12 protein-coding genes are annotated in these 12,716 nt (G+C 67.6%); 7 read left to right on the forward strand and 5 right to left on the reverse strand.

All coding sequences use genetic code 11. The features are described from left to right. Positions 1-262 precede the first annotated feature (262 nt). The 5 genes from E4191_RS08475 to E4191_RS08495 all read right to left on the reverse strand — a co-directional run bounded on the left by E4191_RS08475 (position 263) and on the right by E4191_RS08495 (position 3,779). Positions 263-1,297: a MaoC family dehydratase gene (locus E4191_RS08475; protein WP_135313026.1), complete on the reverse strand. Its 1,035-nt coding sequence runs from the start codon at positions 1,295-1,297 to the stop codon at positions 263-265. An 8-nt stretch (positions 1,298-1,305) separates the two neighbouring features. Continuing rightward, complete coding sequence (locus tag E4191_RS08480; protein WP_135313027.1) at positions 1,306-1,512, reverse strand: DUF1737 domain-containing protein; 207 nt, start codon at positions 1,510-1,512, stop codon at positions 1,306-1,308. Beyond that, positions 1,512-2,063, reverse strand: coding sequence for an NnrU family protein (locus tag E4191_RS08485; RefSeq protein WP_135313028.1), 552 nt, complete (start codon positions 2,061-2,063; stop codon positions 1,512-1,514). Before E4191_RS08485 ends, E4191_RS08480 begins: the two co-directional genes overlap by 1 nt. Positions 2,064-2,105: 42 nt before the next feature. Continuing rightward, the gene (locus tag E4191_RS08490; RefSeq protein ID WP_135313029.1) at positions 2,106-2,948 is read right to left on the reverse strand and encodes an HpcH/HpaI aldolase/citrate lyase family protein; all 843 of its coding nucleotides are present in this window, start codon (positions 2,946-2,948) and stop codon (positions 2,106-2,108) included. A gap of 81 nt (positions 2,949-3,029) precedes the next feature. Beyond that, positions 3,030-3,779, reverse strand: a complete 750-nt coding sequence (locus E4191_RS08495) for a sulfite exporter TauE/SafE family protein (protein ID WP_176562670.1) — start codon at positions 3,777-3,779, stop codon at positions 3,030-3,032. Between the two features lie 160 nt (positions 3,780-3,939). Between E4191_RS08495 and mdh the strand changes: the two genes are divergently transcribed. From mdh to E4191_RS08530, 7 genes are all read left to right on the forward strand, one after another. Further along, positions 3,940-4,902 carry a malate dehydrogenase gene (mdh, locus tag E4191_RS08500; protein ID WP_135313030.1) on the forward strand — a complete coding sequence of 321 codons (963 nt, stop codon included), beginning with the start codon at positions 3,940-3,942 and terminating at the stop codon, positions 4,900-4,902. Positions 4,903-5,204: 302 nt separating this feature from the next. Next, a complete protein-coding gene (sucC, locus tag E4191_RS08505) occupies positions 5,205-6,398 on the forward strand; it encodes an ADP-forming succinate--CoA ligase subunit beta (RefSeq protein WP_135313031.1) in 1,194 nt (397 codons plus the stop codon). Positions 6,399-6,478: 80 nt separating this feature from the next. Then, complete coding sequence (sucD, locus tag E4191_RS08510; protein ID WP_135314394.1) at positions 6,479-7,363, forward strand: succinate--CoA ligase subunit alpha; 885 nt, start codon at positions 6,479-6,481, stop codon at positions 7,361-7,363. Positions 7,364-7,432: 69 nt separating this feature from the next. Next, positions 7,433-7,834 (forward strand): hypothetical protein, encoded by a 402-nt coding sequence (locus tag E4191_RS08515; RefSeq protein WP_135313032.1) that lies wholly within the window; start codon positions 7,433-7,435, stop codon positions 7,832-7,834. Between the two features lie 34 nt (positions 7,835-7,868). After that, positions 7,869-10,835, forward strand: coding sequence for a 2-oxoglutarate dehydrogenase E1 component (locus E4191_RS08520; RefSeq protein ID WP_135313033.1), 2,967 nt, complete (start codon positions 7,869-7,871; stop codon positions 10,833-10,835). Between the two features lie 4 nt (positions 10,836-10,839). After that, complete coding sequence (odhB, locus tag E4191_RS08525) at positions 10,840-12,366, forward strand: 2-oxoglutarate dehydrogenase complex dihydrolipoyllysine-residue succinyltransferase (RefSeq protein ID WP_135313034.1); 1,527 nt, start codon at positions 10,840-10,842, stop codon at positions 12,364-12,366. 95 nt (positions 12,367-12,461) lie between these two features. Beyond that, entirely contained in the window at positions 12,462-12,716 is a 255-nt protein-coding gene (locus tag E4191_RS08530; RefSeq protein ID WP_135313035.1) for a hypothetical protein, read from the forward strand.

The raw sequence follows: 12,716 nt of genomic DNA on the forward strand, positions 1-12,716 counted from the left end.
CCTTTGTCGGTTCAGCTTGATCCCGTCGCAGGCGCCCCAGATGGGCGTGGGCTGGCCGCGCGGGCTGGCGATTGGTGCCGTTCTTGATCCCATAGATGCCCCCTGTCACCTGCAACGTCCACCCCGCGCGCCGATTTGCCGCGGAAACGGGACTTTGTGATCACAGTCGCGGCGGCTGTGATCACAAGTAACCAAGTTCTCGGGCAAGGCAGGCCCTGCAGGGGGACAACGGGGGGATGAAGGGGCGACTCGGGGCATGGCGTCAGACGGGCATCAGGGCCCAGTAGTCCAGATCCAGCAGGACGTCGGGCAAGTATTTCCCGTTCGCGTCGCGCAGGGTCATGGCCGCGCTGTCGCCCTTGGTGGCGACCAGGCGCAGCCGGATCGCGCCCACGCCGGGGGCCCTGGTCGGGGCGGTGTCCAGCACCTCGGACCAGGCGCGCACCGTGTCGCCCGCGAAGCAGGGCGCGGCGTGGGCACCCGCGTTCAGCGCCACGATCATCTGCGCATTGGCCAGCCCGTTGAAGGACAGCGCGCGGGCCAGACTGATGACATGGCCGCCATAGATCAGCCGCCGCCCGTCGGGCCGGTGGGTCGCGTCGAAATGCACCTTGGCGGTGTTCTGCCACAGGCGGGTGGCCAGCATGTGCTCGGCCTCCTCGATGGTGACGCCGTCGACATGGTCGATCGTCTCGCCGATGGCATAGTCGGACAGGCGGTGGGGTTCGCCCGCCAGATCGAAGTCGTAATTCTCGAAGCTCAGCCCCTCGGGCACCAGCAGGTCGGCGGCCTCGACCGCCGGGGCCAGGTCGGGGACCACCGGATCGGGGCCGGGCGATGCGGCGTCGCGCTTGCGCACCATCACCCACCGCACATAGTCCAGCACCGCCTCGTCCACCTGATTGAGCCCGGTGGTGCGCACCCAGACCACCCCCGCCTGCCCGTTCGAGGTCGGCCGCAGCCCGATCACCTGGCTTTCGGCGCGCAGCGTGTCGCCCGGCCAGACCGGCCGCAGCCAGCGCCCCTGCGCATAGCCCAGATTGGCGATGGCGTTCAGGCTGATGTCCGGGACGGTCTTGCCGAAGACCGTGTGGAAGGCCAAAAGGTCGTCCAGCGGACTGCCGTCCAGCCCGCAGGAGATCGCGAACTCGTCCGAGGAATAGAGCGCGTGCCGCGCGGGATAGAGCGCGTGGTACAGCGCCCGCTCCCCCTCGGCCACCGTGCGGGGGACCGCATGGCGGATGGTCTGGCCGATGGCGTAATCCTCGAAGAACCGTCCCGGACTGGTCTTGGTCATCGGCGCTCCTATTGCTGGCCCAGCTTCATGTCGGGGTGATATTCGGCCATGACCTGCTTGGTGACGGCCTGCGCCATGCGCATGACCCCCTTCGCGGGATCATGCGCCATCGAGGGGCTGCCATGCAGCGACCAGCCCTTGGACAGGGCCTCGCTGACGCGGTGGCAGAACTGGCCGGTGTCGTCTTCGGTGATGCAGCGGTACAGCGTGGTCATCAGGCACCTCCGAAGGGCCAGGGGCCGATCCAGCCGTGGATCAGGCCCAGAACGATCAGCACGATGACGGCGCCGCCGGCGGCCATCGCCTCCTTGCGGGCGGGGAACGGACCCTTGGGGCGGACCCAGGGGGCGGCGCGGTTGATCAGCACCATCTCGAGCAGCGCCCAGACCAGCAGCCCGCCGAACAGCACGAAGGACGGCACGTCGCCATTGACCAGCAGATGCGCCACCGCCCAAAGCGAGAAGCCCCACAGTTGCGGATGCCGGGTGAAGGACGTGACCTTGGTCTTCATCCCCGAGGCGGCGAACAGATAGATCGCCACCAGCACCAGCAGGTTGTTGATGCCCACCATCGCCGGGCTGGGACCCCAGTAGACCGCCCCCTGCGCGCCCTGATAGCCGATGACCATCAGGATGATCGACAGGACCAGCGCGCCCGTGACCATCGCCTTGCCGCGATCGCCCATCGAGGCGCGCTGCGCGGGCGCGATCCGCTTGAAGAGATGCGCGGCCCACCACAGGGCCACGCCTAGGATCAGGATCAGCATCTGGCTTTCCTTTCGCTGGAGTGCTTGCGCGGCAGACTGCCCTTATTGCGCCAGTTCCGCAATCGCCCGCGCCCGGTCCAGCGTCTGGCGGGCGGTGTCGACATGCAGGTTCTCGACGATCCGGCCATCCACCACCGCCACCCCCTGCCCCTGCGCGCCCGCCGCCTCGAAGGCCTCGATCTGGCGGCGGGCCAGCGCGATCTCGTCCTCGGTCGGCGCGAAGGCGGCGTTGGCGATGTCCAGCTGCGCGGGATGGATCAGCGTCTTGCCGTCAAAGCCCATGTCGCGGCCCTGCTCGCATTCGGCGCGCAGCCCGTCCTCGTCCTTGAAGGCGTTGAAGACGCCGTCGACGATCACCACTCCATGCGCCTTGGCCGCCAGCAGGCACAGGCCCAAGGCCGCCATCATCGGCAGGCGGTCGGGGCGGGTGCGGCTGCCCAGCTCCTTGGCCAGATCGTTGGTGCCCATGACCATGCCCTGCAGGCGCGGATGCGCGGCGATGGCGGCGGCGTTCAGCATGCCCAGGGGCGTCTCCATCATCGCCCAGAGGGGCGTGTCGGGGATCAGCGCGGCCACCCGGTCCAGATCGGCGGGACCGTCCACCTTGGGGATCAGGACCGCATCGGCGGGCAGGTCGGCGCAGGCCCGCGCGTCCTCCTCGCCCCAGGCCGAGGTGAGCGCGTTGATCCGCACGATCCGCGCCCGGGGGCCGTAATCCTGGGCCAGTGCCTCGGCCAGCGCCGCCCGGGCGGCGGGCTTGGCGTCGGGGGCGACGGCGTCCTCCAGGTCGAAGATGATCGCATCGGCGGCAAGGCCGCGCGCCTTCTCCATCGCGCGGGCATTGGCGGCGGGAATATAGAGAACCGATCGGTAGGGGCGGGCCATGCGGAACCTCCGGGCAATGATGTTGCGCGACGCTGCCCCGGCGCGCCACAAATGGCAAGCCGAAATTGCCGCACTGCGGCATCAGCCCGCGAAGGCCTGCCAGATCAGCCGCAGCGACACCGCCAGCAGCCCCCAGGTGATCAGCTGGTAGAAGAGCTTCGGCGGGATCACCCGGACCAGCCGCAGCCCCGCCCAGACCGCCACCAGCGACAGCGGCATCAGCACCGCCGCCGTCGCCAGATTGGCCAGCGACAGCTGCCCGAGCGCGGCATAGGGGATCAGCTTGATCCAGTTGCCGATGGCGAAGAACCAGGTGGTCGTGCCCGCATAGATCAGCGGCGACAGGCGCAGGGGCTGGGCATAGACCTGCCACAGCGGCGCCCCCGAATGGCTGACGAAGCTGGTATAGCCCGCCATCCCGCCCCACAGCGTCGCCGCCGCCCCCGAGGCGCGGCGCGGCGGCCCCTCCCGCAGCGGCCGGATCAGCGCGTTGAGCGCGAATCCCAGCCCGATCACCCCCACGATCAGCGTCACGCCCCGCACCGGCACGATGCTGGCCGTGGCCCAGCCCACCGCGATCCCCGCCACCGCGCCCGGCAGGGCCAGCATCAGCACCCGGCGGTCGAAATTGCGGCGGAAGGCGATCAGCCCGCCCACGTCCGAGACGACATAGATCGGCAGCAGCAGCCCCGCCGCCTGCACCGGCGACATGACCAGCGACATCAGCGGGACCGAGATGATCCCCACCATCGCCAGCCCGCCCTTGGACAGGCCCACCGCGATGGCCGCCACCACGGCCAGCGCCCAGCCCGTGACCGACAGCTCCAGCATGCGCTTCCCCCGATGCACGACGTGCAAGCTGTGGCGCGCGACCGGGCGATTGGCAAGTGTTGGCGCCATCAGCGCCCCGGGTCCGTGGCGATGTCTTGCGGAATGGCGCGCGACCCCTTAACCCTCGCGCCACAATTCACCCTGAAATCGGAGGTTATCCATGGCCCGACCCAAAATCGCACTGATCGGTGCGGGGCAGATCGGCGGCACGCTGGCGCATCTGGTCGCGATGAAGGAACTGGGCGACGTCGTCCTGTTCGACATCTCGGAAGGCACGCCGCAGGGCAAGGCCCTGGACATCGCGCAGTCCGGCCCGTCCGAGGGCTTCGATGCCCGCATGAAGGGCGCCAACGACTATGCAGACATCGCCGGCGCAGATGTCTGCATCGTCACAGCAGGCGTGCCCAGGAAGCCGGGCATGAGCCGCGACGACCTCTTGGGCATCAACCTGAAGGTCATGAAATCCGTGGGCGAGGGCATCGCCAAGCACGCCCCCGACGCCTTCGTGATCTGCATCACCAACCCGCTCGACGCCATGGTCTGGGCGCTGCGCGAGTTCTCGGGCCTGCCCCACAACAAGGTCTGCGGCATGGCCGGCGTGCTGGATTCGGCCCGCTTCCGCCACTTCCTGTCGCTGGAGTTCAACGTCTCCATGCGCGACGTGACGGCCTTCGTGCTGGGCGGGCATGGCGACACGATGGTGCCGCTGACCCGCTATTCCACGGTCGCGGGCATCCCGCTGCCCGACCTGGTCAAGATGGGCTGGACCACGCAGGAGAAGCTGGACGGAATCGTACAGCGCACCCGCGACGGCGGCGCCGAGATCGTCGGCCTTCTGAAGACCGGCAGCGCCTTTTATGCGCCCGCCACCAGCGCGATCGAGATGGCCGAGGCCTATCTCAAGGACCAGAAGCGCGTCCTGCCCTGCGCGGCGCATGTGGACGGCGCCTATGGCCTCAAGGGCATGTATGTCGGCGTGCCGACGATCATCGGCGCCGGCGGCGTCGAGAAGGTCATCGACATCAAGCTGGACCGTGACGAGCAGGCGATGTTCGACAAGTCGATCGACGCCGTGAAGGGCCTGGTCGAGGCCTGCAAGGGCATCGATTCCAGCCTCGCCTGATCCTGCCGTCCCAAGACTGACCTGCGGCGCGTCCCCGGACGCGCCGCTTGCATGTCAGCCCTACGAGGGGCGCGGGGGATGCGGGGTTTACATGTTGTCCCTCACCTGAACGTGACTGTTCCGCGTGCGAATCACCCGAGGCCCCTCGCCCGCCCGATCCTTTGTGATCACAGCCTTTCTGCCTGTGATCACATTAAGCGACTTCCCGCCGGTTTTCGGCATTTTACGGGGATTCCGTTTCAGACAGCCCCCGCCCTGTGGCACAACGCCCCAAATCAGTCGAACCGAACGAGGGGGTCGCGATGAACATTCACGAATACCAGGCCAAGGCGCTGCTGCGTCAATACGGCGCGCCGGTCAGCGATGGCCGCATCGTGATGAAGGCCGACGAGGCCAAATCGGCCGCAGGCGAGATGGACGGCCCGCTCTGGGTCGTCAAGGCGCAGATCCACGCGGGTGGACGCGGCAAGGGCAGCTTCAAGGAAGCCGCCGCCGGCGAGAAGGGCGGCGTGCGCTTGGCCAAGTCGGTCACCGAGGCCGAAGAGATGAGCCGCCAGATGCTGGGCCGCACGCTGGTCACGCACCAGACGGGCCCCGCGGGCAAGCAGGTCAACCGCATCTACATCGAGGACGGCAGCGACATCTCGCGCGAGCTGTACCTGGCCCTGCTGGTCGATCGCCAGACCAGCCGCGTCAGCTTCGTGGCCTCGACCGAAGGCGGCATGGACATCGAGGAGGTGGCCGAGCACACCCCCGAGAAGATCGTGACCTTCAGCGTCGATCCCGCCTCGGGCCTGTCGGACTTCCACGGCCGCCGCGTGGCCTTCGCCCTGGGTCTGGAGGGTGGCCAGGTCAAGCAATGCGTGGCCCTGGTCAAGAACCTCTATCGCATGTTCATCGAAAAAGACATGGAGATGCTGGAGATCAACCCGCTGATCGTGACCCCCGAGGGCCAGATCAAGTGCCTCGACGCCAAGATGGGCTTCGACAACAATGCGCTCTATCGCCAGCAGGACATCCTGGCCCTGCGCGACGAGACCGAGGAGGACAGCAAGGAGCTGGCCGCCTCCAAGTTCGACCTGAACTACATCGCGCTGGACGGCGAGATCGGCTGCATGGTCAACGGCGCCGGTCTGGCGATGGCCACCATGGACATCATCAAGCTGTTCGGGGCCGAGCCCGCCAACTTCCTGGACGTGGGCGGTGGTGCCACCACCGAGAAGGTCACCGAGGCGTTCAAGATCATCACCTCTGACCCGAACGTCAAAGGCATCCTGGTCAACATCTTCGGCGGCATCATGCGCTGCGACATCATCGCGGAAGGCATCATCGCCGCCGTGAAGGAAGTCGGCCTGCAGGTCCCGCTTGTCGTGCGCCTGGAAGGCACGAACGTGGAACTGGGCAAGGAGATCATCGCCAACAGCGGGTTGAACGTGATCGCCGCCGACGACCTCAAGGACGGCGCCGAGAAGATCGTGAAAGCGGTCAAGGGCTGATCCATCCGGGCGCGCGACAGCCGCGCGCCCTCCTCTGGAACATCGCCGCGCAGGTGCGCGGCTTACGCAAGGAGGCCATGATGGCCGTTCTCGTCGACAAGAATACCAAAGTCATCTGCCAGGGGATCACCGGATCCCAAGGCACGTTCCACACCGAACAGGCGATCGCCTACGGCACCAAGATGGTCGGCGGCGTCACGCCCGGCAAGGGTGGCACGGACCATCTGGGCATGCCCGTCTTCAACTCGGTCCACGAGGCTGTGGCGGTGACCGGCGCGAATGCGTCCGTGATCTATGTCCCGCCCCCGTTCGCGGCGGATTCGATCCTGGAGGCCATCGACGCCCAGGTGCCGCTGATCGTCTGCATCACCGAAGGCATCCCGGTGCTGGACATGATGCGCGTCAAGCGCGCCCTGCAGGGCAGCCAGTCGCGCCTGATCGGGCCGAACTGCCCCGGCATCATGACACCCGACGAATGCAAGATCGGCATCATGCCGGGCAGCATCTTTCGTCGCGGCTCCGTGGGCGTCGTGTCGCGCTCGGGCACGCTGACCTACGAGGCCGTCAAGCAGACGTCCGACGTGGGTCTGGGCCAGTCCTCGGCCGTCGGCATCGGCGGCGACCCGATCAAGGGGATGGAGCATATCGACGTGCTGCGCATGTTCCTGGACGATCCCGAGACCGAATCGATCATCATGATCGGCGAGATCGGCGGATCGGCCGAGGAAGAGGCCGCCGAGTTCCTGGCCGAGCAGAAGGCCAAGGGCAACTGGAAGCCGACCGCGGGCTTCATCGCCGGGCGCACCGCGCCTCCGGGCCGTCGCATGGGCCATGCCGGCGCGATCGTCTCGGGCGGCAAGGGCGATGCGGAATCCAAGATCGAGGCCATGAAGAAGGCCGGGATCATCGTCGCGGACAGCCCCGCCGGTCTGGGCGAGGCCGTTCTGAAGGCGATCAAGGGATGATGATTTGATTGCCCGCCCCTCATGCTTATGTACGAGGGGCAGGCAGCCACCACGAAAGGGGCCGACACCGTGACAGCACAGCGCGCCATCGCGCCACAGCCACCCTTGCCGCAGCACGCGGTCGGGCGGGGCGTTCCGCTGTCGCTGATCGCGCTTCTGGGCCTGACCGCCTGCGGGGACCGGATGACCACCGACATCCTGCCCGGCGGCATCCCGGCCCGCACCGACCTGCACCAGGCCAGCGGGCTGCCGCCCGCCAGCGTGCGCACGGTCGCCCGGCGTGACTTCGGCTGGCGGGTGATCTATCAGCCCGCAGCCATCCCGCCCGCTGACCTGCCCCGCGCCGAAAGCCGCGCGGCGGTGGCGCTCTGCGCCTTGGAACGACGACCGCCGCTGCGCATCGTGCAGCAGCCCAGGGCCGATCCCTCGGCCGATCCCGGTGCCCGCATCTTCGACATCTACTGCGCCTGACCCAACCCATATTTGCCCTGAACGGGGACCAGCCATGACCGACCAGCCAAAGAACACCGATTTTCACGATTCCTCGTTCCTGCAGGGCCATAACGCGGCCTATGTGGAACAGCTTTACGGCCAGTGGGCCAAGGATCCGGCTGCGGTCGATGCGGCCTGGGGCGCGTTCTTCCGCGACCTGGGCGACGATCAGGACGATGCCATCCGCGAGGCCGAGGGCGCCAGCTGGGCCCGTGCCGACTGGCCGCCCGCGGCCACCGACGACACCACCGCCGCGCTGACCGGCGAATGGCCCGCCGCCTCCAAGGCCGATGCCGGCGCCGCGATGAAGAAGATCGTCGAGAAGGCCGGCGAGAAGGGCGTCTCGCTGTCGACCGAGCAGATGCGCCAGGCGGTGCTGGACAGCATCCGCGCGCTGATGCTGATCCGCGCCTTCCGCATCCGCGGCCACCTGCACGCCAAGCTGGACCCGCTCGGCCTGCGCGAGATGCCCGAGAACGGCGAGCTGGACCCGGCCACCTACGGCTTCGGCCCCGGCGACATGGACCGCCCGATCTTCATCGACAACGTGCTGGGCCTGGAGATCGCCTCGATCCGCCAGATCACCGAGCTGATGACCCGCACCTATTGCGGCACCTTCGCGCTGCAGTACATGCATATCTCGAACCCCGAGGAGGCCGCCTGGCTGAAGGAGCGGATCGAGGGCTACGGCAAGGAGATCGCCTTCACCCGCGAGGGCCGCCGCGCCATCCTGAACAAGCTGGTCGAGGCCGAGGGCTTCGAGAAGTTCCTGCATGTCAAGTACATGGGCACCAAGCGCTTCGGTCTGGACGGCGGCGAGGCGCTGATCCCGGCGATGGAGCAGATCATCAAGCGCGGCGGCGCGCTTGGCGTGCAGGAGATCGTCTTCGGCATGCCCCACCGGGGCCGCCTGTCGGTGCTGGCCAACGTGCTGTCCAAGCCCTATCGCGCGATCTTCCACGAGTTCCAGGGCGGCAGCTTCAAGCCAGAGGATGTCGACGGTTCGGGCGACGTGAAATACCACCTGGGCGCCAGCTCGGACCGCGAGTTCGACGGCAACACCGTCCACCTGTCGCTGACCGCCAACCCCAGCCACCTCGAGGCCGTGAACCCGGTCGTGCTGGGCAAGGCGCGGGCGAAAAGCGACCAGCTGGGCGACACGACGCACCGCACCTCGGTCCTGCCGATCCTGCTGCATGGCGACGCGGCCTTCGCGGGCCAGGGCGTCGTGGCCGAATGCCTGCAGCTGTCGGGCATCCGCGGCCACCGCACCGGGGGCTGCATCCATATCGTGGTGAACAACCAGATCGGCTTCACCACCGCGCCGCATTTCAGCCGCACCTCGCCCTATCCGACCGACATCGCGCTGATGGTCGAGGCGCCGATCTTCCACGTGAACGGCGACGACCCGGAAGCGGTCGTCCATGCCGCCCGCGTCGCGATCGAGTTCCGCCAGAAGTTCCGCAAGGACGTCGTTCTGGACATCATCTGCTATCGCCGCTTCGGTCACAACGAAGGCGACGAGCCGATGTTCACGAACCCGGCCATGTACACCAAGATCAAGCAGCAGAAGACGACGCTGCAGCTCTATACCGAACGCCTGGTCGCCGACGGCCTGATCCCCGAGGGCGAGATCGAGGACATGAAGGCCGCCTTCCAGGCGCACCTGAACGAAGAGTTCGAGATCGGCAAGAACTACAAGCCGAACAAGGCCGACTGGCTGGACGGCAAGTGGTCGGGCATGAACCGCGAGGGCACGGATTACGTGGCCGGCGAGACCGGCATCTCCCCCGAGGTGATGACCCAGGTCGGCCGCGCGCTGACCAATGCGCCGGACGGGCTGACGCTGCACAAGACCGTGGGCCGCCTGCTGGAAGCCAAGAAGCAGATGTTCGAGACGGGCCAGGGCTTTGACTGGGCCACCGCCGAGGCCCTGGCCTTCGGCTCGCTGGTGACCGAGGGGCATGGCGTCCGCCTGTCGGGCCAGGACAGCGCGCGCGGCACCTTCAGCCAACGCCACTCGGCCTTCACCGACCAGAAGTCCGAAGAGCGGTACTATCCGCTGAACAACATCTCCGAAGGCCAGGCCCGCTACGAGGTCATCGACTCGATGCTGTCGGAATACGCGGTGCTGGGGTTCGAATACGGCTATTCGCTGGCCGAGCCGAACACGCTGACCCTGTGGGAGGCGCAGTTCGGCGACTTCGCCAACGGCGCGCAGATCATGTTCGACCAGTTCATCTCGTCGGGCGAAAAGAAATGGCTGCGCATGTCGGGGCTGGTCATGCTGCTGCCCCACGGCTTCGAGGGTCAGGGTCCGGAACACTCCTCGGCCCGCCTGGAACGCTTCCTGCAGGGCTGCGCCGAGGACAACTGGATCGTCGCGAATTGCACCACGCCCGCGAACTATTTCCACATCCTGCGCCGCCAGCTGCATCGCGGCTTCCGCAAGCCCTTGGTGTTGATGACGCCCAAGTCGCTGCTGCGCCACCCGATGGCCGTCAGCACCGCCGAGGAGTTCCAGACCGGCAGCACCTTCCACCGGGTGCTGTGGGATGACGCGCAGCGCGGCACCTCGCCCACCCAGCTGGTCCCCGACGACCAGATCAAGCGCGTCGTCGTCTGCTCGGGCAAGGTCTATTACGACCTGCTCAAGGCGCGCGACGAGGCGAAGATCACCGACACCTACATCCTGCGGCTGGAACAGTTCTATCCCTTCCCCGCGCAGGCGATGGTCAAGGAACTGGGCCGCTTCAAGCAGGCCGAGGTGATCTGGTGCCAGGAAGAGCCCAAGAACCAGGGCGGCTGGAGCTTCGTCGAGCCCTATCTGGAATGGGTGCTGGAACGGCTTGGCGCCAAGCACACCCGGGCGCGCTATGCGGGCCGGAACGCGGCGGCCTCGGTCGCCACCGGCCTCGCCTCGCGCCACAAGGCCGAACAAGAGGCGCTGGTCGCTTCAGCCCTGAATCTCGAAGGATGATCCGATGACCACCGAAGTCCGCGTGCCCGCCCTGGGCGAATCCGTCACCGAGGCCACGATCGCCACCTGGTTCAAGAAGCCCGGCGACCGGGTCGAGGTCGATGAAATGCTGTGCGAGCTGGAGACCGACAAGGTCACCGTCGAGGTGCCCAGCCCCACCGCCGGCATCCTGGCCGAGATCGTCGCGGCCGAGGGCGAGACGGTCGGCCCCGACGCGCTTCTGGCGCAGATCTCCGAAGGCGGCGAGGCCGAGAAGCCCGCCGCGAAACCCGCCAAGGCCGAAGCACCGGCCGACAAGACCGAGGACAAGACGACGATGAGCGGCAATTCCGTGGACGTGATGGTTCCGTCCCTGGGCGAGAGCGTGACCGAGGCCACCGTGGCCACCTGGTTCAAGAAGGCCGGCGACCGCGTCGAGGCCGACGAGATGCTGTGCGAGCTGGAGACCGACAAGGTCTCGGTCGAGGTGCCCAGCCCCGCGGCGGGCGTGCTGGCCGAGATCCTGGCCGAGGAAGGCGCGACCGTGGACGCCAAGGCGCGCCTGGCGGTGATCACCGAAGGCGCCGAAGGGACCGCCGCCCCGGCCAAGCCCTCGGATGCCCAGGAGACGGTGCTGGAGAATGCCGGCCCCGAGGAGATGACCCCGCGCACGGATGTCGAGGATGCCCCCTCGGCCAAGAAGGCGATGGCCGAAAAGGGCGTCAGCCGCGATCAGGTCCAGGGCTCGGGCCGCGACGGTCGGGTGATGAAGGAAGACGTGGCCAAGGCCAATGCGCCGAAGGCGCCCGCCGCCGCCGCCGCGCCGCGCGCACCCTCCGCTGCCGGCGATGCCGACCGCGAGGAGCGGGTCAAGATGACCCGCCTGCGCCAGACCATCGCCCGCCGCCTGAAGGACGCGCAGAACACCGCGGCCATGCTGACGACCTACAACGAGGCCGACATGTCCGGCGTCATGGGTCTGCGCAACGAGTACAAGGACGCCTTCGAGAAGAAGCACAAGGTCAAGCTGGGCTTCATGTCCTTCTTCGTGAAGGCCTGCTGCCACGCCCTGAAGGAGGTCCCCGAGGTCAATGCCGAGATCGACGGCACCGACGTCGTCTACAAGAACTTCGTCCATATGGGCGTGGCCGTGGGCACGCCTTCGGGCCTGGTGGTTCCGGTCGTGCGCGACGCCGACCAGAAGAGCTTTGCCGAGATCGAGAAGGAGATCGGCGCGTTGGGCCTGAAGGGCCGCGACGGCAAGCTGTCCATGGCCGAGATGCAGGGCGGCACCTTCACCATCTCGAACGGCGGCGTCTACGGCTCGCTGATGTCCTCGCCGATCCTGAACCCCCCGCAATCGGGTATCCTGGGCATGCACAAGATCCAGGAGCGCCCGGTCGTCGTCGGCGGCCAGATCGTGATCCGCCCGATGATGTATCTGGCGCTGTCCTATGACCACCGCGTCGTCGACGGCAAGGGCGCGGTCACCTTCCTCGTCCGCGTCAAGGAGGCGCTGGAGGATCCGCGCCGGCTGCTGATGGATCTCTGATCGCCTCCGGGGGGCGCGCATCGCCGCGCCTCCCGACCCCGCAGTCCCGCAACCCGCATCTTCGGCGGCGGGCCACCAGCTTCGGAGCCTGACCCATGCAGCTGATCATCCGCTATGCCCATGCCGATCCGGCCGTCTTCCGCCGCGCCTTCGATGCCGATGCCGAGGATCGGGGCCGCAATGGCATGAGCCTGCTGCAGCTCTGGCGCGAGGGGGACGGGCAGTCCTGGGCCCTGTTCCAGATCGCCAATGCCAAGGCCGCGCGCGACTATCTGGACGGCGCCGCCGCCACCTTCAACGCCCAGGCCGGCATCACCTCCGCCGAGCCCCATTTCCTGGAAACCGCCTGA

The sequence above is a fragment of the Paracoccus liaowanqingii genome (assembly GCF_004683865.2).
GTDB lineage: Bacteria > Pseudomonadota > Alphaproteobacteria > Rhodobacterales > Rhodobacteraceae > Paracoccus > Paracoccus liaowanqingii.